This window comes from Pseudomonas sp. B22129 (genome assembly GCF_044218875.1).
Lineage (GTDB): Bacteria > Pseudomonadota > Gammaproteobacteria > Pseudomonadales > Pseudomonadaceae > Aquipseudomonas.
In genome coordinates this window covers 907,346-930,753 of record NZ_CP162592.1, presented here as the reverse complement: position 1 = coordinate 930,753, position 23,408 = coordinate 907,346, and the positions used below count along the sequence as shown (strand labels likewise).

At 60.8% G+C, this 23,408-nt stretch carries 24 protein-coding genes; 5 read left to right on the top strand and 19 right to left on the bottom strand.

The features are described from left to right. Window positions 1-73: 73 nt before the first annotated feature. Genes AB4P94_RS04205 through ubiE form a run of 9 tightly spaced genes read right to left on the bottom strand, consistent with a single transcriptional unit; the run spans window position 74 to window position 6,060 of the window. The gene (locus tag AB4P94_RS04205) at window positions 74-781 is read right to left on the bottom strand and encodes a 16S rRNA (uracil(1498)-N(3))-methyltransferase (protein ID WP_395609528.1); all 708 of its coding nucleotides are present in this window, start codon (window positions 779-781) and stop codon (window positions 74-76) included. Beyond that, window positions 778-1,569, bottom strand: a complete 792-nt coding sequence (gene tatC / locus AB4P94_RS04200) for a twin-arginine translocase subunit TatC (protein WP_395609527.1) — start codon at window positions 1,567-1,569, stop codon at window positions 778-780. Before tatC ends, AB4P94_RS04205 begins: the two co-directional genes overlap by 4 nt. Next, window positions 1,566-1,982, bottom strand: coding sequence for a Sec-independent protein translocase protein TatB (tatB, locus tag AB4P94_RS04195; protein ID WP_395609526.1), 417 nt, complete (start codon window positions 1,980-1,982; stop codon window positions 1,566-1,568). Before tatB ends, tatC begins: the two co-directional genes overlap by 4 nt. A gap of 10 nt (window positions 1,983-1,992) precedes the next feature. Beyond that, a complete protein-coding gene (locus tag AB4P94_RS04190; RefSeq protein WP_016972736.1) occupies window positions 1,993-2,271 on the bottom strand; it encodes a twin-arginine translocase TatA/TatE family subunit in 279 nt (92 codons plus the stop codon). Window positions 2,272-2,296: 25 nt separating this feature from the next. Next, window positions 2,297-2,629 (bottom strand): phosphoribosyl-ATP diphosphatase, encoded by a 333-nt coding sequence (locus AB4P94_RS04185; RefSeq protein WP_003209299.1) that lies wholly within the window; start codon window positions 2,627-2,629, stop codon window positions 2,297-2,299. Window positions 2,630-2,631: 2 nt separating this feature from the next. After that, window positions 2,632-3,024, bottom strand: coding sequence for a phosphoribosyl-AMP cyclohydrolase (gene hisI / locus AB4P94_RS04180; protein ID WP_395609525.1), 393 nt, complete (start codon window positions 3,022-3,024; stop codon window positions 2,632-2,634). Window positions 3,025-3,065: 41 nt separating this feature from the next. Beyond that, window positions 3,066-4,670, bottom strand: a complete 1,605-nt coding sequence (ubiB, locus tag AB4P94_RS04175) for a ubiquinone biosynthesis regulatory protein kinase UbiB (RefSeq protein WP_395609524.1) — start codon at window positions 4,668-4,670, stop codon at window positions 3,066-3,068. Continuing rightward, a complete protein-coding gene (locus AB4P94_RS04170) occupies window positions 4,667-5,290 on the bottom strand; it encodes an SCP2 domain-containing protein (protein ID WP_395609523.1) in 624 nt (207 codons plus the stop codon). Before AB4P94_RS04170 ends, ubiB begins: the two co-directional genes overlap by 4 nt. After that, the gene (gene ubiE, locus AB4P94_RS04165) at window positions 5,290-6,060 is read right to left on the bottom strand and encodes a bifunctional demethylmenaquinone methyltransferase/2-methoxy-6-polyprenyl-1,4-benzoquinol methylase UbiE (RefSeq protein ID WP_003171186.1); all 771 of its coding nucleotides are present in this window, start codon (window positions 6,058-6,060) and stop codon (window positions 5,290-5,292) included. Before ubiE ends, AB4P94_RS04170 begins: the two co-directional genes overlap by 1 nt. 145 nt (window positions 6,061-6,205) lie before the next feature. On the opposite strand from ubiE, the gene AB4P94_RS04160 reads away from it, so the two are divergent. The 3 genes from AB4P94_RS04160 (at window position 6,206) to AB4P94_RS04150 (ending at window position 8,038) form a co-directional block, all read left to right on the top strand. Continuing rightward, window positions 6,206-6,481, top strand: coding sequence for a polyhydroxyalkanoic acid system family protein (locus tag AB4P94_RS04160; protein WP_016972731.1), 276 nt, complete (start codon window positions 6,206-6,208; stop codon window positions 6,479-6,481). A 105-nt stretch (window positions 6,482-6,586) separates the two neighbouring features. Then, entirely contained in the window at window positions 6,587-7,009 is a 423-nt protein-coding gene (locus AB4P94_RS04155) for a phasin family protein (RefSeq protein ID WP_395609522.1), read from the top strand. A gap of 12 nt (window positions 7,010-7,021) precedes the next feature. Then, complete coding sequence (locus AB4P94_RS04150) at window positions 7,022-8,038, top strand: phasin family protein (RefSeq protein WP_395609521.1); 1,017 nt, start codon at window positions 7,022-7,024, stop codon at window positions 8,036-8,038. A gap of 208 nt (window positions 8,039-8,246) precedes the next feature. On the opposite strand, the gene AB4P94_RS04145 is transcribed toward AB4P94_RS04150, so the two are convergent. The 10 genes from AB4P94_RS04145 to AB4P94_RS04100 all read right to left on the bottom strand — a co-directional run bounded on the left by AB4P94_RS04145 (window position 8,247) and on the right by AB4P94_RS04100 (window position 21,164). Next, on the bottom strand, window positions 8,247-8,867 hold the full coding sequence (locus tag AB4P94_RS04145; RefSeq protein ID WP_395609520.1) for a TetR/AcrR family transcriptional regulator: 621 nt from the start codon (window positions 8,865-8,867) through the stop codon (window positions 8,247-8,249). Between the two features lie 27 nt (window positions 8,868-8,894). Continuing rightward, window positions 8,895-10,577, bottom strand: a complete 1,683-nt coding sequence (phaC, locus tag AB4P94_RS04140) for a class II poly(R)-hydroxyalkanoic acid synthase (protein WP_395609519.1) — start codon at window positions 10,575-10,577, stop codon at window positions 8,895-8,897. Window positions 10,578-10,677: 100 nt separating this feature from the next. Beyond that, window positions 10,678-11,523: a poly(3-hydroxyalkanoate) depolymerase gene (phaZ, locus tag AB4P94_RS04135; protein ID WP_395609518.1), complete on the bottom strand. Its 846-nt coding sequence runs from the start codon at window positions 11,521-11,523 to the stop codon at window positions 10,678-10,680. 165 nt (window positions 11,524-11,688) lie between these two features. Continuing rightward, window positions 11,689-13,368 carry a class II poly(R)-hydroxyalkanoic acid synthase gene (gene phaC / locus AB4P94_RS04130; protein WP_395609517.1) on the bottom strand — a complete coding sequence of 560 codons (1,680 nt, stop codon included), beginning with the start codon at window positions 13,366-13,368 and terminating at the stop codon, window positions 11,689-11,691. Between the two features lie 248 nt (window positions 13,369-13,616). Continuing rightward, the gene (locus tag AB4P94_RS04125; protein WP_395609516.1) at window positions 13,617-13,994 is read right to left on the bottom strand and encodes a gamma-butyrobetaine hydroxylase-like domain-containing protein; all 378 of its coding nucleotides are present in this window, start codon (window positions 13,992-13,994) and stop codon (window positions 13,617-13,619) included. Between the two features lie 131 nt (window positions 13,995-14,125). Continuing rightward, entirely contained in the window at window positions 14,126-15,463 is a 1,338-nt protein-coding gene (hslU, locus tag AB4P94_RS04120) for an ATP-dependent protease ATPase subunit HslU (RefSeq protein ID WP_395609515.1), read from the bottom strand. Between the two features lie 36 nt (window positions 15,464-15,499). Then, complete coding sequence (gene hslV / locus AB4P94_RS04115; RefSeq protein ID WP_010563201.1) at window positions 15,500-16,030, bottom strand: ATP-dependent protease subunit HslV; 531 nt, start codon at window positions 16,028-16,030, stop codon at window positions 15,500-15,502. A gap of 256 nt (window positions 16,031-16,286) precedes the next feature. Next, window positions 16,287-16,988 (bottom strand): SPOR domain-containing protein, encoded by a 702-nt coding sequence (locus tag AB4P94_RS04110; protein WP_016972721.1) that lies wholly within the window; start codon window positions 16,986-16,988, stop codon window positions 16,287-16,289. A 1-nt stretch (window position 16,989) separates the two neighbouring features. After that, a complete protein-coding gene (argS, locus tag AB4P94_RS04105) occupies window positions 16,990-18,726 on the bottom strand; it encodes an arginine--tRNA ligase (protein ID WP_395609514.1) in 1,737 nt (578 codons plus the stop codon). A gap of 218 nt (window positions 18,727-18,944) precedes the next feature. Beyond that, window positions 18,945-21,164 (bottom strand): primosomal protein N', encoded by a 2,220-nt coding sequence (locus AB4P94_RS04100; RefSeq protein ID WP_395609513.1) that lies wholly within the window; start codon window positions 21,162-21,164, stop codon window positions 18,945-18,947. Window positions 21,165-21,550: 386 nt separating this feature from the next. Here AB4P94_RS04100 and rpmE point away from each other — a divergent pair, with 386 nt between their 5' ends. Together rpmE and AB4P94_RS04090 are read left to right on the top strand one after the other, a co-directional pair. After that, a complete protein-coding gene (gene rpmE, locus AB4P94_RS04095) occupies window positions 21,551-21,769 on the top strand; it encodes a 50S ribosomal protein L31 (RefSeq protein WP_010213765.1) in 219 nt (72 codons plus the stop codon). A gap of 293 nt (window positions 21,770-22,062) precedes the next feature. Continuing rightward, window positions 22,063-23,331, top strand: coding sequence for a malic enzyme-like NAD(P)-binding protein (locus AB4P94_RS04090; RefSeq protein WP_178918592.1), 1,269 nt, complete (start codon window positions 22,063-22,065; stop codon window positions 23,329-23,331). Window positions 23,332-23,408: the final 77 nt, after the last annotated feature.

Below are 23,408 nucleotides of genomic sequence, written 5' to 3'. Positions count from 1 at the left end.
AGGCGTCTGCATCGCAGCGGTGCGGCGATCCGACAAGCCAGCTCCCACACAAGCCAGCTCCCTCAGGGTTGTGTCAGAAAAGGCGGGCGAGCAGGGCGGTGACGGCGGTTTCGACGCGCAGGATGCGTGCGCCGAGTTGCACCGGCTGCAAGCCGGCTTTGGTCAGCAAATCGACTTCGTAGGGAATCCAGCCACCCTCCGGACCGATGGCCAGGGTCACAGGCTCATCCAGCCCGCGCGGGCAGGGCGGGTAATCGCCGGGGTGTCCGATCAGGCCCAGGGTGCCTTCGGCCATGGCCGGCAGGCGGTCTTCGACGAACGGTTTGAAGCGCTTTTCGATGATGATTTCAGGCAGTACCGTGTCGCGAGCCTGTTCCAGGCCGAGGATCAATTGCTCGCGAATGGCCTCAGGCTCCAGGAACGGGGTTTGCCAGAAGCTCTTTTCCACCCGGTAACTGTTGACCAATACCACCTTGGGCACACCCATGGCCGCCACGGTTTGCAGCACCCGACGCAGCATCTTCGGGCGTGGCAGCGCAAGCAACAGGGTCAGGGGCAGTTTGGCCGGGGGCGGTTGGTCGAAGCTGACTTGCAACTCGGCTTCGCGGGCTTCCAGGCGCAGCAGTTGCGCATTGCCCATCAGCCCGCCCACCCGGCCGACACGCAGGCTGTCACCGACGGCGGCGCGGTGGACTTCCTGCATATGCACCAGGCGCCGATCACGCAGCACCACGCGGTCGGCCGCGATAAAGTCGGCCTCTTCGAGCAGCAGCAGGTTCACGGCTGGGTCGCTGGCGGCTGGTCGTCGTCGGCAGGTTGGTCATCCGGATGTTCGCCGCGCTTGCTGATCAAGCCGCTGAACAGGATGCCAATCTCGAACAGCATCCACATGGGCACGGCCAACAGGGTCTGGGAGAAAATATCCGGCGGCGTGAGGATCATGCCGACCACAAAGCAGCCGATGATCACGTACGGGCGCACTTTCTTCAGGTATTTGACGTCGACCACGCCGATCCACACCAACAGCACCACGGCCACCGGGATTTCGAAGGCCACGCCAAAGGCGAAGAACAGCGTCATCACGAAGTCGAGGTAGCTGGTGATGTCGGTCATCATTTCCACACCGGCCGGGGTGGCGGCGGCGAAGAACTTGAAGATCAGCGGGAACACCAGGAAGTAGGCGAACGCCATGCCGGTGTAGAACAGCAGAATGCTCGACACCAGCAACGGCACGGCGATGCGTTTCTCATGCTTGTACAGGCCCGGCGCGATAAAGCCCCAGATCTGATGCAGGATCACCGGGATCGCCAGGAACAGCGAGACCATCATGGTCAGCTTCAGCGGCGTCAGGAACGGCGACGACACGTCGGTGGCGATCATCGTCGCGCCGGCCGGCAAATACTGGCGCAAGGGCGTGGAAACGAAGGTGTAGATCTGCTGGGTAAAGGCAAACAACCCGGCAAAGATGATGAAAATGGCCGCTACGCAACGCAGCAGGCGGGTACGCAACTCGGTGAGGTGCGAGACCAGTGGCATGTGCTGGTCGTTTTCCGGTTTATCAGCGCTCATGGGGCTCGCGGCGGCAATGTAGGGTCATGGGGCGCGGGCGACGCAACGGGCGTCGGCGCAGGCTCGGTTGGCGCGGTCGGCGCCGGCGCAACGGGTGTGGCTTCAACGGCAGGCGCGGGCGCAATGCTGTGTTCGGCCACAGGCTCGGCCGGCTTGGCCGTTTCATTCACCGGAGACAGAATCTTCCGTGCTTCCTGCTCCAACGACAGAATATGTTCGTTGTGCAGTTGCCGACGGATCTCGTCGGCGCCGATTTCCCGTTCAACTTCCTGTTTGATGGCGTTGAAACTGCGTTTCAGGCGCCCGATCCACAAGCCAGCCGTGCGCGCGGCACCGGGCAGGCGTTCCGGCCCGAGTACCAGCAGGGCAACGAGGCCGACGAGGAGCAGTTCAGAGAAGCTGATACCAAACATTAGTCAGTGCTCACGAGTCTTTGCGGGTCGGCTCTTCGACTTTCTCAGCCTGCACGTCGAAGGTACGACGTTCGGTGATCGGCTGGGTGGCCTGCGGGTGCACAGGCTGCGCTGGCGGCACTGGCGTGACGACCGGATCAGCCGGTTTTTCATCGTCGTTCATGGCTTTGCGAAAGCCCTTGATCGACTCGCCCACGTCAGTGCCCAGGTTCTTGAGCTTCTTGGTGCCGAACACCAGTACCACTACCACCAGAATGACGATCCAGTGTTTCCAGTCAAAAATGCCCATGCTGCAATTCCTCTGTGAAAGTTATTCAGGCGGACGGGCGCGAAGCCTTTTCGGCATGCCCGGACAAGCCGAAGCGACGGTCCAGTTCATCCAGCACTGCCTGCGGATGCTGCCCCAGTTGGGCGAGCATGACCAGACTGTGGAACCACAAATCAGCGGTTTCGTAGATCACATCGCTGCAGTCGCCGCTGATCTGCGCGTCCTTGGCTGCAATGATGGTCTCGACGGATTCTTCGCCGAGCTTTTCCAGAATCTTGTTCAAGCCCTTGTGGTAAAGGCTGGCGACATAGGAGCTGTCGGCGTCCGCGCCCTTGCGGTCTTCCAGCACCTGGGCCACGCGGTTCAGGGTATCGCTCATGTTCAATGTCCTGCCGAGTAGATGGCGTGCGGGTCTTTGAGCACCGGCTCGACGGTTTTCCACTCGCCGTTCTCGAACACGCGGTAGAAGCAGCTGTGGCGGCCGGTGTGGCAGGCGATGTCGCCGATCTGCTCGACCATGAGGATCACCACGTCGGCGTCGCAGTCGATGCGCATCTCGTGCAACGTCTGCACGTGCCCGGACTCTTCGCCCTTGCGCCACAGTTTGCCACGCGAGCGTGACCAGTAGATGGCGCGCTGCTCAGCGGCAGTCAGGCTCAGGGCCTCGCGGTTCATCCAGGCCATCATCAGCACGCGCCCGGTCTTGTAGTCCTGGGCAATGGCCGGCACCAGGCCGTCACTGTCCCACTTGATCTCGTCCAGCCAGTCTTTCATGTCTCGCTCCGGCAATTTGCGACAGTGTATAACCGGATTGGCTATCGACGCACGATCAGATAAACACCCACGGCGACCATGATGCCGGCCGGCCAGTGGCCCAGTTGGTTCAGCGGCCCGCCGATGGCCAGCATCACGCCGCCCACCAGGTGTGCGGCGCCCAGCAGGCGCAGGAACCAGTCGTCCTTGCGTGTGTGCCAGGGCGGCGCAGGGTCTTTGGCGTGGGGCTGGGACATGCGTTCCAGCAGGTCGCGGGTCATGTTGGCCAGGTGCGGCAGCTGTTCGAACTGGCTGTGCAGGTTGCCGATCAAGGTTTTCGGGCTGACGCGCTCACGCATCCAGCGTTCCAGGAACGGCTGGGCGGTGTTCCACAGGTCCAGGTCCGGGTACAGCTGACGGCCCAGGCCTTCGATGTTCAGCAAGGTTTTTTGCAACAGGACAAGCTGCGGTTGCACTTCCATATTGAAGCGCCGTGCGGTCTGGAACAGGCGCATCAGCACCTGGCCGAATGAAATATCTTTTAATGGTTTTTCGAAGATGGGTTCGCACACAGTGCGGATCGCCGCTTCGAATTCATTGAGTTTGGTTTCCGCCGGCACCCAGCCCGAATCGATGTGCAATTGGGCGACGCGGCGGTAGTCACGCTTGAAAAAGGCGAACAGGTTGCGCGCCAGGTAATCCTGGTCTTCCGGGGTCAGGCTGCCGACGATGCCGCAGTCGATCGCGATGTACTGCGGGCTCCACGGGTTCACGGTGCTGACGAAGATGTTGCCCGGGTGCATGTCAGCGTGAAAGAAGCTGTCGCGGAACACTTGGGTGAAGAAAATCTCCACGCCGCGCTCGGCGAGCATTTTCATGTCGGTGCGCTGGTCGGCCAACGTGGCCAGGTCCGTGACCTGCACGCCGTAGATGCGCTCCATCACCAGCACTTTGGGGCGGCACCAGTCCCAATACACTTGAGGCACGTACAACAGCTGCGAGCCTTCGAAGTTGCGCTTGAGCTGGCTGGCGTTGGCGGCTTCGCGCAACAGGTCGAGTTCGTCGTAGATGGTTTTTTCGTAGTCGGCGACCACGTCCACCGGGTGCAGCAGGCGCGCATCGGCACTGAAGCGTTCGGCAGCGCGGGCGAGGATGAACAGCCATGCCAGGTCCTGGCCGATGATCGGCTTGAGGCCCGGGCGGATCACCTTCACCACCACTTCTTCGCCGGTCTTGAGCTGCGCCGCGTGCACCTGGGCGACCGAGGCCGAGGCCAGCGGGTCGACGTCGAAACGGCTGAAGACTTCGCTGATTTTCTTGCCCAGCTGTTCTTCGATCAGCTTCATCGACTGTTGCGAGTCGAACGGTGGCACACGGTCTTGCAGCAGCATCAGCTCGTCGGCAATGTCTTCGGGCAGCAAATCGCGGCGGGTCGAGAGGATCTGCCCGAACTTGATGAAGATCGGCCCCAGGTCCTGCAAGGCCAGGCGCAGGCGCGCGCCCCTGCTGAGTTCAAGCTGTTTGCGCGGGAACCAGCGCCACGGCAGCACATAGCGCACCGCCAGCAGGAACCACGGCAGTGGCAGGGCGAACAGCAGGTCATCGAGGCGGTAGCGGATTACGACGCGCTGGATACGAAACAAACGGCGGACGGCGAGCAGCTTCATGCGTTATCGCTTGGATCAAGGGAACGGCTCAGGCGCTCGAAGCGGGCCTCAAGGCGTTCCAGGTCGATTTTGGCCTTGTCGAGTTCACGAAAGCGCGCTTGCGCTTCACGTTCTCCGACCAGGGTGCGCGATTCTTCGCTCAGGTATTCGGCGAGGTTCTGGTTAAGGCTGGCGAACCCTTGCTGGTACCAGCGCGTGCGGCTGCGCAGGTGCCCGCTGATCAGCTGGGTGGCGACGGGGCCGATCCAGCGTGACAGCTCATATTCCCAGTCCAGCTCCAGGTCTTGTAGCACGGCGGCGAGGTCCATCAGCACCGCGCTGTCGCCTTCCAGTTCCACTTCGGCGCTGTGCAGGATCGTGGTCTTGCTGCGGCTCACGGCCAGGTGCAGCAGGCTCGACGCCGGCGCACGCAAGGTGCAGTCGGCTTCGGCCGCCCAATCGGTGGCGAGCAGCAGGCCTTCGTCGCTGGGCAGGATAAACAGCTGCAAGGCAGGGCTGCGGCAGTCGACGGCGATCACCTTGCCGTTCAAGTGCGCAAGCCGCGCCAGGGCGGTGCTGTCCAGGCGCAGCACACGGTTGAGGCCGTGTTCCACGCTGGCGAGAAGACCCTTGAGCAACATCAGGGCTTGATGCCGCGGTGCAAGGCGACGATGCCGGACGTCATGTTGTGGTAGGTCACGCGGTCGAAACCGGCTTCTACCATCATCGACTTCAGGGTTTCCTGGTCGGGGTGCATGCGGATCGATTCGGCCAGGTAGCGGTAGCTCTCGGCGTCATTGGTGATCAGTTTGCCCATCAGCGGCATGAAGGCGAACGAATAAGTGTCGTAGACCTTGGACATCAGTGCGTTGGTCGGCTTGGAAAACTCCAGCACCAGCAGGCGGCCGCCCGGCTTGAGCACGCGCAACATAGAGCGGATTGCGTCCTCTTTGTGGGTCACGTTACGCAGGCCGAAAGCGATGGTCACGCAGTCGAAATGGTTGTCCGGGAATGGCAGCTTTTCAGCGTCGGCCTGGACGAATTCGATATTGCCCGCCACGCCTTTATCCAGCAGGCGATCGCGGCCGACCTTGAGCATCGAGCCGTTGATGTCCGCCAGCACGACCTGGCCGGTAGGGCCCACGAGCTTGGAGAACTTGGCCGCCAGGTCGCCCGTGCCGCCGGCGATGTCGAGTACGCGGTTGCCGGTGCGTACGCCCGACAACTCGATGGTGAAGCGCTTCCACAGGCGGTGCATACCGCCCGAGAGCACGTCGTTCATCAGGTCGTACTTGGCGGCGACGGAGTGGAACACCTCAGCGACTTTTTCCGCTTTCTGGCTTTCCGGAACGTTCTTGAAGCCGAAGTGAGTGGTGGGTTCGGCATCGCTGCCTTTGCGCTGATCAGTCATATCGCTGTCACCAAAAGAGAATGCGGGACATGATAATCCCCACGACCTGCTTTGTCTTGGCAAGGCTGAAGGTAAGATAGGTGGCCACCGAGACCTTTTGCCGCATGGCGGGTGTTCCGAGTCGTTATAAAGAGGAGTTATTGCAATGGCCCGTATTACCGTTGAACGTGCACACACCCTGGGTAAAGAAGGCGCACGGGCGAAGGCCGAGAAGTTGGCAAGCAAACTCAAGGAACAATATGGCCTGGAGCCGACGTGGTCCGGCGATACCTTGAACCTCAAGCGCTCGGGGGTTAAAGGCAGCGTCTTGGTTGCCGAAGATTCACTGCGTATTGATGTGGAACTGGGCCTGTTGATGTCGGCCATGAGCGGCACCATCAAGTCCGAAATCGAGAAAGCCCTGGATAAGGCGCTGGCTTGATTGGCCTGTTCTTAGGGTGCCGATTCTAATTTTTCACCCTACTTTGTGCCCAAGCCCTCAACTCCTGCGGGGCGTTCCTCCACCCTTTTCTGCGTGAGGTGCACCATGGCCAAAGTTATTTTGAAGAAAAAAATTGACGTTCAGACCACCGCCCTGAGTGACGTAAAAAGCTATGCCCGCAAGATCTGGCTGGCAGGGCTTGGCGCCTATGCCAAGGTCGGCAGCGAAGGCAGCGAGTACTTCAAAGAGCTGGTTAAGAGTGGTCAACATGTTGAAAGTAAAGGCAAAAAAGTTGTGGTTGAACAACTTGATGCTGCCAACAGTCAGATTGACCAAGTAAAGAGTAATGTCTCAAACGTCAAAGGTTTGGTAGAAGTTCAACTGGTTAAAGTTGAAAAAGCTTTTGACACGCGTGTTGCAAGTGCCTTGAATCGGATCGGCATTGCGTCTAAACATGACGTTGAGACACTCTCTGCTAAGCTCGAAGAGCTGACGGCATTGCTAGAACGTGTCGCGCGTAAACACTAAGGAGACATCGGGATGGCTGTTAAAAAGACTACTCAGAAAGAAGGCAGCTCGTGGGTCGGGGAAGTTGAAAAATATTCCCGTAAGATCTGGCTTGCTGGTTTAGGCGTGTACTCGAAGGCTAGCATTGGTGAAGGCAAAAAACTCTTCGAGTCTTTGGTCAAGGACGGCGAGAAAGCCGAGAAGTTGACCAAAAGCACGGTTGGTAAAACAGTTGACGCGGCCAAGGCGACTGCCGGTTCCGCCAAGTCGGGTATTTCTGATACCTGGGGCAAGTTGGAAGAAACGTTCGACAAACGCCTCAATAGCGCCATTTCGCGACTGGGCGTGCCGAGCAAGGCAGAGCTGAAAACGCTGCACAGCAAGGTCGATACCCTGACCAAGCAAATTGAAAAACTCACCGGCGCTAAAGTGGCTCCGGCTAAAACGGCAGCGGCCAAACCAGCTGCCAAGCCAGCCGCTAAAACCGCGGCTGCCAAACCGGCGGCCAAAACCGCTGCCAAGCCTCTGGTTAAAGCCGCCGCCAAACCGGCTGCCAAACCTGCGGCGAAGGCTCCGGCCAAAGCGGCTGCAAAACCTGCCGCCAAGCCAGCTGCTAAAACCGCTGCTGCCAAACCAGCTGCCAAGCCTGCCGCGAAACCCGTGGCCGCTAAAGCTGCTGCCAAGCCTGCTGCAAAACCAGCTGCCAAAGCCGCCGCAAAACCGGCAGCCAAGCCAGCCGCTAAAACCGCTGCCGCCAAACCTGCTGCCAAGCCAGCCGCTGCGAAACCAGCAGCCAAGCCGGCCGCCGCAAAACCCGCCGCCAAGCCTGCTGCGGCAAAACCTGTGGCTGCCAAGCCAGCGGCAAAACCGGCTGCAGCGAAAAAGCCTGCGGTCGCCAAGAAGCCAGCTGCTCCAAAGCCAGCTGTTGCGGCCAAGCCTGCAACCCCTGCGCCAAGTGCCTCGACAGCCAACTCGGTGTCCGCACCGACCCACGCTGCTTCCACCTCGACTGCAACGCCGGTAACTCCGACGCCCTCCAGTCAGTCCTGATTTTTTCAGGGCACAGAAAAATGCCCGGCCTGCACAGGTCGGGCATTTTTTATGGAAGTCTCATAACCACCGCACTTCCAATGTGTGCGGGCTTGTTGTGGCGAGGGAGCTTGCTCCCGTTCGACAGCGTAGCTGGAGCCGGCTTTTTGGGGGCGCTTCGCACCCCAGCGCAAGCAAGCTTGCTCGCCACAAAAGCCCTCCCACAGTTTTAATCGGTGTCATCCAGATATTTCAGCGCAAACCTCTCGGTCGCCATTCTCGCCGGCAACAACAGATGCGGCGCTACCAGCATCATGATCTGGTAAACCACTACCCGCACCTCACCTTCGCGATCCAGAACCCGCTGGTAGTCCAGCGAAAACAGCAGGGTCAGGGTGATCTGTTCCACCAGTTGCCCCAACGCCTGTGTACCGCTGACCAATTGCCCAGCCGCCTTCAAGCGTGCCAGCAGCGAAGCCAATGTACGCTTGAGCGCCGTCAGCAGGTTGCGAATGCCCTTGGCGAGCTTGGGCAAGCGCCCGGCGAGGTTCGACAGGTCCTGAAACAGAAACCGGTAATGCGCCATGCGCTCGACGATCAGGTGCAGGAATAGCCAGTAATCCTCAGGCTCCAGTTGCGCGTCGGAAGGCGGGTCGAGCAGCGGCGTCAGTTCACATTGAAAGCGCTCGAACAGCCCGAGCACCAACGGCTCCTTGCCATGGAAGTGGTAGTAAAGGTTGCCGGGGCTGATCCCCATTTCATTGGCCACCTCCATGGTCGACACGTTCGGCTCGCCCTTGTAGTTGAACAACTGCAGGGCACATTCAAGGATACGGTCGCGGGTCTTCATCCAGTCTTCTTAATGTGATCGTTGAGCTCAGCGCACCCGCACGTAAGTGCCCGGCGCTGCTTCCATCGGTGGGTAGTTCTGGTTGCCCAGGGCGGTGAGGGTTTCGCGTTGTACGCCTGAGCGTTGTTGAATCCACTCCAGCCATTGCGGCCACCAGCTGCCTTCGACGTGGTTGGCGTCGTAGTACCAGGCACGTGGGTCGCTGCTCAGCCTGGGGTTTTCGACGTAATTGGCCTTGGGGTTGCCCGGTGGGTTGAGAATGCTCTGGATATGCCCGCTGTTGGACAGCACAAAGCGCCGCTCGCCGCCCAGCAGTTGGGTGGAGCGATACACCGCATCCCACGGGGTGATGTGGTCGTTGATCCCGGCCACGCTGAAGCTGTCCACCGTGACTTTCTGCAAGTCGATTGGCGTGCCGCACACTTCGAGGCCGCCGGGATGGCTCAGCGGGTTGTGCTTGAAGAAGTCCAGCAAATCGCCATGCAGGGCGGCAGGCAGGCGTGTGTTGTCGTTGTTCCAGTACAGGATGTCGAAGGCCGGGGGTTCCTTGCCGAGCAGGTAATTGTTGATCCAGTAGTTCCAGATCAGGTCGTTGGGGCGCATCCAGGCGAAGACCTTGGCCATGTCGCGGCCATCAAGCACGCCTTGCTGGTAGGAGCGGCGCTTGGCGGCCTCCAGGGTTTGTTCGTCGGCGAACAGGGTGGCGGGGCTGTCGATCTGGCTGTCCAGCAAGCTCACCAGGTAGCTGGCGCTGGAGACGCGTCGCAGCTGACGCTTGGCTTGCAGGTGGCCTTGCAGCGCCGCGATGGTCAGCCCGCCCGCGCACGCGCCCATCAAGTTGACCTCACGGGCCCCGGTGATCGCCCGGCACACGTTGAGCGCTTCTTCCAGCGCCGCCACGTATGTAGACAAGCCCCACTCACGGTGGCGCACATCCGGGTTGCGCCAACTGACCATAAAGGTCTGCAGGCCGTTTTTCAGGGCGTACTGCACAAAGCTGTTGGCCGGGCTCAGGTCAAAGATGTAGTACTTGTTGATTTGCGGCGGCACCACCAGCAGCGGCTTGGCGTACTGCTTTTCGCTCATGGGCTTGTACTGGATCAGTTCCAGCAGCTCATTGCGAAACACCACTGAGCCGGGGGTGGTTGCCACCGTCTTGCCCACTTCGAAGGCGTGCTTGCTCACCTGGCGCGGCAGGCCGTTGTTGTGCAGCAGGTCCTCAAACAGGTTGCTCACGCCGCGCACCACGCTGTTGCCGCCGGAGTTGAGCAGCTCCTTGACCGCCAGCGGGTTGAGCAGGGTGTTGGACGGTGACACCGCATCGTTGAGCAGGGAGAAGGCAAAGTGCGCGCGGGCACGGTCATCGGCGCTCAGCGAGCTGTCGTCGATCCAGTGACGCGTCTGTTTCTGCCAACTCAAATAGGCCTGCAGGCTGCGGCGGTACAGCGGGTTAAGCTTCCAGGTCGGGTCAGTAAAGCGGCTGTCGTTGGGGTTGGGTTCATGCACGGTTTCCCCCAGCAACACGCGGCCCAACTGGCCGCCCAGCGCGAGGGCATGGCGAGCGGTGTGCACGGGGTTGCGCAGGCCGTGGGCGGCGACGCTGCGCAAGGTCGACAGCAAATCCCGGCCGCGCAGGCCGGTGATCGCGTTTTGCGCATTGATGAACGCGGCAGGGGTGGGCGCCGGGTTCGTCACGGGTCTTTCTCGCATGAGCCAACACTCCTTCGTCAAGCCATCAACAGGCACGCCAATCCAGAACCATAGTCGGTTTTGCCAGAGTTGCGCGGTAGGTCGTCCTGACCTTGAACCTCTAAATCGCGGGTCGCGGGTGTATCACGGCGCGCAGGCGCTCCTCTTCGAGAAACTTCATGATGATCGGCGCCACGGCCTCGGCCCGGGTGATCAGGAACAGGTGGCCGTCATCGATGATGTGCAGCTGTGCATTGGGGATGCGCCAGGCGAGCATGCGCATGTTGATCAGCGGGATCAGCGGGTCGTCGTCGCCCGCCAGCACCAGGGTGGGCTGGCGAATCTTGTGCAGCCAGTGAATGCTGGTCCAGCCAAGGCCTGCAAACAGTTGCCAGTAGTAGCCCAGCTTGCCGGCCGAGCGCACTTTGCTTGCGTGTTCGGCAGCGAGTTTGGCGTCGCGGCGGAACGAGCCGCCATAAATCATCGGCGCAATGCGCACCACGTGGGAGGGCTGGATATACCGGCGCGGGCTGGCCATCAGCCACAGCACTTTCGGCTTGCCCGGCACCATCACCGCCCCGGCTGCCGTAGCCGCCAGGATCAGCTTCTTGCAGCGCTCGGGGTAGTCGTAGGCAAATTGCTGCGCCAGTGCGCCGCCCCAGGACACCCCCACCGCATTCACCTGGCCGTAGTCCAGGTAATCGAGCATGCGTGCGGTGAGTTTGGCCAGGCCGGGAAAGCGATAGGGCACGCTGGGGGTCGAGGAACCGCCCACGCCCGGCACGTCGAAGGCGATCACTTCCAGGTCCGGGTCCAGTGCCTGGACGAACGGAAACACCAGCTCAAGGTTGGCGCCGATGCCGTTGAAGATCAGCAGCGGCGTCAAGTGAGGCTTGCCCGGGCGTACCGCCGTGCGGATGGTCTGGCCATCCAGGTCGATGGTACGGAAGATGAACGGTTGCGGCATGCTCAAGCCCTGTGGAGTGGCACTGCTTATCTGTAGGAACTCGGTCCATGTGGGAGCTGGCTTGCCTGCGATGGCATTCTTCCAGTCAGCCCATCAGCCAACTGATCTACCGCTATCGCAGGCAAGCCAGCTCCCACACTGACTGCATTTCAGCCATACATCTGGCTATCGTTCGTGAACGTATGTACCCGGTGCCGCCTCAGCTGCGGTATAGGTTTTATTACCCAAGCTCGTAGGTGCTTTCTTCAACTTGCCCGCCCGGTCCGCCTGCCATGCCTGCCAGTGCAACCACCACGAATCAGTATGTTTGGTTGCATTTTCCTGCCACTCCAACGGCTTCGCCGCCAGGCTGTCACTGGTCTGGTAACGCGCCTTGGGGTTGCCCGGCGGGTTGAGAATGCTTTGGATATGCCCACTGCTGGACAACACAAACTCGACCTTGCCGCCAAACAACTGCGCCGACTTGTAGCAGGACTGCCACGGCGTGATGTGGTCGTTGGTGCCGGCCAGTGAGTAGATGTCGGCGGTGACTTGCTTGAGGTCAATCGGCGTGCCGCACACTTCCAGGGCGTTGGCGCGCACCAGCGGGTTGTTCTTGAACAGTTCGATCAGGTCGCCATGGAAGGCGGCCGGCAAGCGCGTGGTATCGTTGTTCCAGAACAGGATGTCGAACACCGGCGGCTCGTTGCCGAGCAGGTAGTTATTGACCCAGTAATTCCAGATCAGGTCGTTGGGGCGCATCCAGGCAAACACCTTGGCCATGTCGCGGCCTTCCAGCACGCCGGCCTGGTAAGAGTGGCGCTTGGCAGCTTCCAGGGTCTGCTCGTCGACGAACAGCGCCACCTGGGTGTCCAGCGTCGTGTCCAGCACGCTCACCAGCAGGGTCAGGGCGTTGACCTTCTTCTCGCCCAGCGCGGCGTAGTGGCCCAGCAGCGCAGTGCAGGTGATGCCACCGGAGCAGGCGCCGAGCATGTTGACGTCCTTGCTGCCAGTGATCGCCGTGACCACATCCACCGCTTCCTTGAGCGCCTCGATGTAGGTGGACAGGCCCCACTCGCGCTGGGCCTTGGTCGGGTTGCGCCAACTGACGATAAAGGTCTGCTGGCCGTTGCGCAGGCAGAAGCGCGCCAGGCTTTTTTCCGGGCTCAAGTCGAACACATAGAATTTGTTGATCTGCGGCGGCACTACCAGCAACGGGCGTTCGTGCACCTGTTCGGTGATCGGCTTGTACTGGATCAGCTCCAGCACGTCGTTGCGAAACACCACGGCGCCTTCGGTGGTGCCCAGGGTCTTGCCGACTTCAAAGGCGCCCATGTTGACCTGGCTCGGCATGCCGCCGTTGTGGACCAGGTCCTTGGCCAGATGGGACAAACCATCGAGCAGGCTTTTACCGCCGGTTTCAAAGAAGCGTTTGACCGCCGCCGGGTTGGCCGTGCTGTTGGTGGGGGCCATGGCTTCGGTCATCAGGTTGATCACGAAGTGCCCGCGGCTGATGTCCTGTTCGGACAGGTTGCTGTCGCCGATCCAGTCGTGCAGTTCCTTGCGCCATGCCAGGTAGGTTTGCAGGTAACGTTTGTAGAGCGGGTTCTGGCTCCAGGCGGGGTCGCTGAAGCGGCGGTCGTCGCTCTCGGGGGCGAGTTGCGATTTGCCGAACATCACATTCTTCAGCTCGACGCCAAAGTGAGCGACGTGCTTGACGCTGTGCAGCGGTTGCTTGATGGCTTGGGTCAGCACCATCTTCGCCGAGGCGAGTAAATCCTTTTTGCGTAACGCGATGATCGGGTTCAGCCCCAGGGTGTTTTCCGAGGCCTGGCGTTTCAAGTCATCGTTGTTCTTGTTACTCATCTACGACGCTCCATTGTCCGAAAGACGAGTACCGGGTACCGCTGTGCACCAGGTTTCGATACACAACACAAGCCAGGTACGCGACTCGGGTGACCGTTAATACCGCATCGTCAAATGCAGGGAACTTGCCAGTTCCATTGGTTACCCGAGTTTAATTTTTTTCGCAAGCGGGCCAATCGTTGGCCACAAGAGAGGGCATTCAAGCAGATGAAATTAGAAAATGCTCTCTAAAGAGAGAGAAGCCCTGACTAGAGCATCAGCCGCACGACCGACTCGCTCGGGTCGCGGGTTTTTCCGGCCGCTTTGAGTTCGGCCAGATAGTCGGCCCACAGCGCGTCCTGACGCACGGCCAGTTGGTAGAGGTAGTCCCAGGTGAACAGCCCGCTGTCATGCCCGTCGTCGAAGGTCAATTTCAGTGCGTACTGACCGGCCGGTTCGACCTTGGTCAACCGGACGTTGAGCTTGCCGAATTGCAGGATGGGTTTGCCATGGCCCTGAACCTCGGCGGACGGCGAGTGGGTGCGCAAAAGCTCGGCGGAGAGTTGATACACCTCGTCAGGCCCGTAGGTGAGGCCGAGGGTGTTGGAGGTTTTGTGCAGGTTTACGGCAGTGGGGAATTTGGTCATAGGAGATGATCCTGAAGAAACCGGCTCAAAAATGTGGGAGCTGGCTTGCCTGCGATAGCGATGGTGAATTCACCATCGCTATCGCAGGCAAGCCAGCTCCCACATTAAAGCAAAGCGGCTCTACGTGTGGCTTACAGAATGTAGCGCGACAGATCTTCGTTCTGCGCCAATTCGCCCAAGTGGCTATTCACGTAATCCGCGTCGATCTTGATCGCCTCGCCGTTCTGGGCACCGGCCATGTCGCCGGCACTGAAGGACACTTCCTCAAGCAAACGCTCAAGCAGCGTATGCAGACGACGCGCACCAATGTTCTCGGTCTTCTCGTTCACCTGCCAGGCAATCTCCGCCAGGCGCTTGATACCGTCTGCCTGGAACTCGATCCCCAGACCTTCGGTTTTCAGCAGCTCACGGTATTGCTCGGTGAGCGAAGCGTGCGGCTCGCTGAGGATGCGTTCAAAGTCGCCCGGGGTCAGCGCTTTGAGTTCCACACGAATCGGCAGACGGCCTTGCAGCTCCGGCACCAGGTCGCTTGGCTTGCTCAGGTGGAACGCACCGGAGGCGATAAACAGGATGTGGTCGGTCTTGACCATGCCCAGCTTGGTGTTCACGGTGCAGCCTTCGATCAGCGGCAGCAGGTCGCGCTGTACGCCTTCGCGGGATACGTCGACGCCGCCGGAGTTGCCGCGCTTGGCGACCTTGTCGATTTCGTCGATAAACACAATGCCGTGCTGCTCAACGGCTTCGAGAGCCTTGGCTTTGAGTTCTTCCTCATTCACCAGGCGCCCGGCTTCTTCGTCGCGCACCAGTTTCAGTGCGTCCTTCACCTTGAGCTTGCGGCTTTTTTTCTTGCCCTTGCCCATGTTGCTGAACAGGTTCTGCAACTGGCTGGTCATTTCTTCCATGCCAGGCGGTGCGGAAATGTCGACGCTGGACACTTCGGAGACTTCGATCTCGATTTCCTTGTCGTCCAACTGGCCTTCACGCAGGCGCTTGCGGAACAGCTGGCGCGTGTTGGAATCCGAGGCCGGCGCGGCGTCTTCGTTGAAGCCCATGCGTGCCGGTGGCAGCAGGGCGTCGAGGATGCGTTCTTCGGCTGCGTCTTCGGCGCGATGGCTGACTTTGGTCACTTCCTGCTCGCGCAGCATTTTCAGGGCGGCGTCGGCCAGGTCACGAATGATCGATTCAACGTCGCGGCCCACGTAGCCCACTTCGGTGAACTTGGTGGCTTCGACCTTGATGAACGGTGCGTTGGCGAGCTTGGCCAAGCGGCGGGCGATTTCGGTTTTACCGACGCCGGTAGGGCCGATCATCAGGATGTTCTTGGGCGTTACTTCAACGCGCAGTTCTTCCGGCAGTTGCATCCGGCGCCAGCGGTTACGCAGCGCAATGGCTACGGCGCGCTTGGCATCGTCCTGGCCGATGATATGGCGATTAAGTTCATGGACGATTTCGCGGGGAGTCATGGACATAGTGTTTGGCGGCCTCAAGCGGAATAAGCCTACGGCTTACTCGGCGAGGTCCTGCTCCTCAATGGTGAAGTTGTGGTTGGTGAACACGCAGATGTCGCCGGCAATACCCAAGGCAGTCTCGACGATTTCACGGGCTGACAGGTCGGTTTTCTTCAACAGTGCGCTGGCTGCGGCTTGTGCGTAGCCACCGCCGGAACCCATGGCAATCAGGCCATGTTCAGGCTCAACCACATCGCCGTTACCGGTGATGATCAGGGATGCGTCTTTGTTGGCGACGGCCAGCATGGCTTCCAGGCGGCTGAGGGAGCGGTCGGTGCGCCATTCTTTGGCGAGCTCGACGGCAGCGCGTACGAGGTGGCCCTGGTGTTTTTCCAACTGGCCTTCGAAACGCTCGAAGAGGGTGAAGGCGTCGGCGGTAGCGCCGGCAAAGCCCGCGAGAACCTGGCCGTGGTACAGGCGGCGCACTTTCTTGGCGTTGCCTTTCATCACGGTGTTGCCCAGGGAAACCTGGCCGTCGCCGCCCATGACGACTTTGCCGTGGCGACGTACTGAAACGATGGTGGTCAAGGGGAGAGTCTCCACGCAGCGGGGCGAAAATGCCCTGATGGAAACTGATATGGGGGTGGCGGGGGGGATTTCAACCGTAGGACGGCTGTGCGGACGAGTGGTGTTTATTGGTCTGACACCTATTCAAGAACATCACAAAACCAAATGTGGGAGCTGGCTTGCCTGCGATAGCGGTGTGTCAGTCACTGAAATATTGACTGTTACACCGCTATCGCAGGCAAGCCAGCTCCCACAGTTGATCTGTGTTGACTGTAAGTCAGCGGCTCTGGCGTTGTTGTAACAACAGGTTACTAAAGCCGGCGCCGGCCAATTGCTTCTGCGCTACGGTCAGTTGCTCACGGTTGCTGAACGGCCCCACCAGCACGCGGTACCAAGTCGCGTCCTTCACCGTGCCGGACTCAACCGTCACGGCCTGGCCCAACAGAATGATCTGCGCGCGCACGCGGTCCGCGTCCGCCTGTTTCGGGAACGAGCCCGCCTGCAGGAAGAACTTGGTCACCGGCGCGGCCTTGGTGGTCGCGACCGGTGGCGGTGGCGGTGGAGTAATCCCGGCCAGCGCTGCCTGGGCGCGTGCGGTATCGATCTTCGCCGCTTCCGCAGGCGTGACCGGCGTGGTCGGCACTTGTGGCGTCGGCAGGGTTTTCTCCGGCACGGCGTCAGGCGGCACGATCACTTCCGATTCCGGCAGCAGCGTGTAGAAATCGTATTTCGGCTTCACGGGTGCCGTCGGGCTCGGCGCCGTCTTGTTGGCTTCGGCGATTTTGGTGGCCTTCTGCTGCTCCTGCTTGACGCGTTTGACGTCATCGCCCTTGCCCGGCTCCAGCTTCATCAGAATCACAACGAACGCACCGACCGCCAGGCCGATGGCCATCCACAGCCAGCCCGGAATCGGCTTCTTAGCCGGGGCCTGGTAGCGGCTCGCGCCGCGCTTGGGTGCTGGTTTTTTCTTGGCAGCCAACTTACATACGCTCCAGGGTTTCCAGGCCTAACAGTTCCAGGCCTTGCTTGAGGGTCCGTCCAGCCAATGCGGCGAGGCGCAGGCGACTTTGCTTTTGGGCTTCATCGTCGGCAGTGAGGATCGGGCAGTTCTCGTAGAAACTGGAGAACAGGCCGGCGACTTCGTACAAATAAGTGCACAGGATATGCGGCGTGCCTTTCTCGCCGACGCTGTTCAGCACTTCGCCGAATTGCGCGAGCTTGGCGGCCAGTTCCTGCTCATGGGGCGCTTCAAGGTTGATCTGGCCTTCGACTTCGCTGAAGTCCTTGCCCAGTTTGCGGAATACACCGGCCACTCGGGTGTAGGCGTACAGCAGGTACGGCGCGGTGTTGCCTTCGAAGTTGAGCATCAGCTCGAAGTTGAAGCTGTAGTCGCTGGTGCGGTGTTTGGACAGGTCGGCGTATTTCACCGCGCCAATGCCCACCACGCGGGCGATGTTGCGCAGGTCGGCTTCGGCCAGCTCCGGGTTCTTTTCCTTCACCAGGTTGTAGGCGCGTTCCTGTGCTTCGGTCAGCAGGTCGATCAGCTTCACGGTGCCGCCGTCGCGGGTCTTGAACGGGCGGCCGTCGGCGCCGTTCATGGTGCCGAAGCCCATGTGTTCCATGTGCATCGGGTGGGTGATGAAACCCGCGCGACGCGCCACTTCGAACACCTGCTGGAAGTGCAGGGCCTGGCGCTGGTCGACGAAATACAGTGCACGGTCGGCTTTCAGCACGCCGCTGCGGTAACGCACGGCCGCCAGGTCGGTGGTGGCGTAAAGGTAGCCGCCATCGGCCTTGACGATGATCACCGGCAGCGGCTCGCCGTCGGCGGTCTTGAATTCTTCGAGGAACACGCACTGCGCGCCGTTGCTCTCCACCAGCAGGCCCTTGGCCTTGAGGTCGTTGACCACGTTGATCAGGTCGTCGTTGTAGGCGCTTTCGCCCATCACATCGGCCATGGTCAATTTGACGTTGAGCAGTTCGTAGATTTCCTGGCAGTGGGACAGGGAAATTTCACGGAAGCGGTTCCACAGCGCCAGGCATTCCTCGTCGCCGGCCTGCAACTTGACCACCAGGCCACGGGCGCGGTCGGCGAATTCTTCGGATTCGTCGAAGCGCTTCTTCGCGGCGCGGTAGAAGTTTTCCAGGTCCGACAGCTCGTTGCTGGTGATCGGGTTTTCCTGCAAGTAAGCCATCAGCATGCCGAACTGGGTGCCCCAGTCGCCCACATGGTTCTGACGGATCACGGTGTCGCCGAGAAACTCCAGCACCCGCGCCACGCCGTCGCCAATGATGGTGGAGCGCAGGTGGCCTACGTGCATCTCTTTGGCCAGGTTCGGCGCCGACAGGTCGATGGCCACGCGTTGCTGCGGGCCAGCCTTGCGCACGCCGATCCTGGCGTCGGCGAGGGCCGCATCCAGGCGCGAAGCCAGGGCCTGGGTGTTCTGGAAGAAATTGATAAAGCCTGGGCCGGCGATTTCGGCCTTGGTGACGCTCTCGTCAGCCGGCAGCGCGGCGATGATTTTTTCCGCCAGGTCGCGCGGCTTCATGCCGGCCGGCTTGGACAGCATCATCGCGATGTTGCTGGCGAAGTCGCCGTGGGTCTTGTCGCGGGTGTTCTCCACCTGGATCGCCGGCGACAGGCCTTCAGGCAACACACCTTCGTTGACGAGTTGGGTGATGGCTTGTTGGATCAGCTGGCGAATGGTGTCTTTCATGGTGTTCTCTTTCGACCGCAAGCGGCGGCGCGCGATGCGCAGGTGGAAAAACTGGGCATTATCCGTGGCGAGGGCGGGCTTGCCAACCTTCGTCGGACCTCTACAGACGATTAACCTGTGGCGAGGGAGCTTGCTCCCGCTGGGCTGCGTAGCGGCCCCAAGCTTTTGGCAGCGCTGCGCACTCCAGCGGGAGCAAGCTCCCTCGCCACAGGGTTTAATTAGTACAAATCTACCGGGTCCACATCCAGCGACCATCGCACCTGCCGGCCGCCGGGCATTTGCTCCAGCGCAAGCAACCAGCTACTTAATAGCCGATGCAATGGCGCGCGGGATGTTGCCTGCAAGAGTAGCTGAGCGCGATACCGACCGGCACGGCGTTCCATGGGCGCGGGCACCGGGCCGAGCAATTCGATGCCGGCCAGCCCCAATTCGGCCAGCAAACCTTCGGCGGCGCTGCAGGCTTCATCCAGAAAGCCTTCGGCTTGCCCGGGCTTGTGGGCTTCCGCGCGCAGCAAGGCCAAATGCGAAAAGGGCGGCAGGCCGGCGGAGCGGCGTTCGCTCAAGGCTTGCTCGGCGAAGGCAAAGTAGCCCTGTTCTGTCAGTTGAATCAGCAAGGGGTGGTCGGCCAGGTGCGTTTGGATAATCACTTTGCCCGGCTCTTCGGCACGCCCGGCGCGGCCTGCGACCTGCACGATAAGCTGCGCCATGCGCTCGCTGGCGCGGAAGTCACCGGAAAACAGGCCGCCATCGGCATCCAGGATCGACACCAGCGTCACCCGTGGAAAGTGGTGCCCTTTGGCGAGCATCTGCGTGCCGATGAGGATGCACGGCTGGCCTTTCTGAATGGTGGCGAACAGTTGGTTCATCGCATCTTTGCGCGACGTGCTGTCGCGATCGACGCGCAATACCGGGTAGTCCGGGAACAGAATGCCCAAACGCTCTTCCGCTCGCTCGGTGCCCGCGCCCACGGGGCGCAAGTCGACTTTGCCGCATTGCGGGCAATGGCGCGGCGTGCGTTCTACATGGCCGCAGTGATGGCAGCGCAACTCGCCATGGCGTTGGTGCACGGTCATGCGCGCGTCGCAGCGTTCGCATTCGGACATCCAGCCGCAGTCGTGGCACAGCAGCGTCGGCGCAAAGCCTCGGCGGTTGAGAAACACCAGGACCTGCTGGCCGGCGGCAAGGGTTTGGCCGATGGCCTGCTGCATCGGCCCTGAAATACCGCTGTCCAACGGGCGGCTTTTCACATCCAGGCGCAAGAAGCGTGGCTGTTTGGCGCCGCCGGCGCGCTCATTCAGGCGCAAGAGGCCATACCGGCCGGTGTAGGCGTTGTGCAGGCTTTCCAAGGAGGGCGTGGCCGAGCCCAGCACAATCGGGATGTCTTCCTGGCGTGCGCGCACCAGTGCGAGGTCGCGTGCGTGATAGCGCAGGCCTTCCTGCTGTTTATAGGAGCCGTCGTGCTCCTCGTCGATGATGATCAACCCGGGGTTTTTCATCGGGGTGAACAGCGCCGAGCGGGTGCCGATAATAATGTCGGCCTCACCGTCCCGCGCGGCCAGCCAGGACTCCAGGCGTTCGCGGTCGTTGACCGCCGAATGCACCAGGGCGATGCGCGCATTGAAGCGCTGCTCGAAACGCGCCAGGGTTTGCGGGCCCAGGTTGATCTCGGGGATCAACACCAGCGCCTGTTTACCGGCTTGCAGGGTTTCGCGGATCAGCTGCAAATAAACTTCGGTCTTGCCGCTGCCGGTCACGCCAGCCAACAGGAACGCGTGGAAACTGTCGAAACCGGCGCGAATGGCCTCGTAGGCCGCGCGCTGCTCGGGGTTCAGCGGCAATTCCGGTTGGGCCAGCCAGTGTTGGTGGCGCGGGTCGGGGGCGTGCTTGCGGATTTCCACCTGGACCAGGCCTTTGGCGAGCAGCAGGTCGAGGCTGTCCTTGCTCAGCATCAGTTTGCTGAGTAGTTGATGAGCCACGCCGTGGGGGTGCTGCGCCAGGGTTGCCAACGCTTCACGCTGGCGCGGCGCGCGGGCGATGCGCGGGTCATCGAGGCGGGCGCCGGGCACGGTTGACCAAAAGCGTTCCTGGCGCGCCTCGGCCAATTCGCCCTGGCGTAGTAGCACCGGCAGTGCCCAGCTCAAGGTATCGCCCAGGCTGTGCTGGTAATACTGGGCCGTCCACAGGCACAGCTTGAACAGTGCAGGCGGCAGCGGCGGCGTGGCGTCGAGAATGGCCAGTGCGGGCTTGAGCTTTTCGGCCGGGACTTCGCTGTGGTCGGCGACTTCTACCAGAATGCCGATCATCTCCCGGCGCCCGAACGGCACCCGTACGCGCATGCCCGGCTGCAACTGCGCCCGCAGTACACCGGCCGGGGCCCGGTAATCGAACAGGCGGCGCAGGGGCGAGGGCAGGGCTAGGCGCAAAATGGCGTCGGGCACGCGGGGGGTCTCATCTATAAAGGCAGGCGATGGTGCAGGGGCGGGAGCCTAGCAGACCTGCGGTGGGGGTGTCCTGTCTGTGGTGTTGGAGTTGGAGTTGGATTTTCAGAGTAATGCTATCCCCTGTGGGAGCGGGCTTGCTCGCGAATGCGGTCGATCAGTCACTATTTTTGGCGTCTGACACACTGCTTTCGCGAGTAAGCCCGCTCCCACAGGGGATATGTGGTGTGCCAGAGGTTTTTTCTGATGAAAGGGGCTTATATGCAGGGAATCGGCAGGAACCGCCGCTTGCGCGTTTAAAAAGGTCTGGTAGAATCCGCGGCCTAATTACGTGCGGTATTCGACAATAGTGTCGAGTGGCGGCACGCTAGCCCGAGGAAGTCACCATGAAAGCCGATATCCATCCAGCGTACGAAACCATCGAAGTTACCTGCAGCTGCGGCAACAAGTTCGAAACCCGTTCGAACCTGTGCAAGCCACTGGGTACTGACGTATGCAACGAGTGCCACCCGTTCTACACCGGTAAGCAGAAAACTCTGGACACCGGCGGCCGTGTACAGCGCTTTGCTGACCGTTTCGGTGCTTTCGGTGCCAAAAAGGCCTAAGGCCGATCAACCTGGAAAGCTGCGGTTTTCCATGCTGATAAAAAAGGCGTCCCTTGTGGGCGCCTTTTTTGTACCCGGAATTTGATCGGCAGCTCAATAAGTCGGCTTTGAAGAAAAAATTGTAGACATTTTTTAAGTCGATTGTGAACAGTTGAGCCCTTGTATCCCGTGGCTCTTGGCCAAAAGTCGTAGCGCAGGGCCCTTGACACCTGTGACTGCCCAGTCTTGTAGGGACTTTGCGACACGCGTATCCTCGGCGGTCCGTCGACCAACAGTAAAAGCGGAATGCCGATATGTCTGATTTGAAAACTGCCGCTCTCGAATATCATGCCCATCCTCGTCCAGGAAAGCTGAGTGTAGAGCTCACCAAAGCCACTGCCACCGCTCGCGACCTGTCGCTGGCCTACAGCCCTGGTGTTGCCGAGCCCGTACGTGAAATCGCCCGCGACCCTGAACTGGCGTACAAGTACACCGGCAAAGGCAACCTGGTTGCAGTGATTTCCGATGGCACCGCGATCCTCGGCCTGGGCAACCTCGGCCCACTGGCTTCCAAGCCAGTCATGGAAGGTAAAGGCGTGCTGTTCAAGCGCTTTGCCGGCATCGACGTTTTCGACATCGAAGTCGATTCCGAAAGCCCGCAGGCTTTCATCGACACCGTCAAGCGCATCTCCATCACCTTCGGTGGCATCAACCTGGAAGACATCAAGGCACCTGAGTGCTTCGAGATCGAAAAGGCTCTGATCGAACAGTGCGACATTCCGGTATTCCACGATGACCAGCACGGCACCGCGATCGTTACTGCGGCCGGCATGATCAACGCCCTGGAAATCGCTGGCAAAACCCTGGCTGACGCCAAGATCGTCTGCCTGGGCGCCGGCGCTGCGGCCATCTCCTGCATGAAGTTGCTGGTGAGCATGGGCGCCAAGCTGGAAAACATCTTCATGGTCGACAGCAAGGGCGTAGTCCAGTCCGAGCGTACCGACCTGAACCAGTACAAGGCGATGTTCGCCCACGCGACCGACAAGCGCAGCCTGGCTGACGCTCTCGACGGTGCAGACGTGTTCGTTGGCCTGTCCGGCCCGAACCTGCTGAGCGCCGAAGGCCTGAAATCCATGGCGGCCAACCCGATCGTGTTCGCCTGCTCCAACCCGGACCCGGAAATCTCGCCTGAGCTGGCTCACGCCACCCGCAGCGACGTGATCATGGCCACCGGCCGTTCGGACTACCCGAACCAGGTCAACAACGTGCTGGGCTTCCCGTTCATCTTCCGTGGCGCCCTGGACGTTCGCGCCAAGCGCATCAACGAAGAGATGAAAGTGGCTGCCGCCAACGCCCTGCGTGAACTGGCCAAGCTGCCGGTACCTCAGGAAGTGTGCGACGCCTACGGTGGTATCAAGCTGGAATTCGGCCGTGAGTACATCATTCCGAAACCAATGGATAAGCGCCTGATCACCCTGATCTCCGATGCCGTGGCCAAAGCCGCCATCGAGACCGGCGTGGCCACCCTGCCGTATCCGAAGCACTACCCGCTCAAGAGCGTGGATGATGTGTTCAACGGCTAAGCCGTTGTAGCGCACCAACAAAAAGCCCCGGCTCTCGCGAGTCGGGGCTTTTTTTGTGGCTGGTGTCCACGGTCATA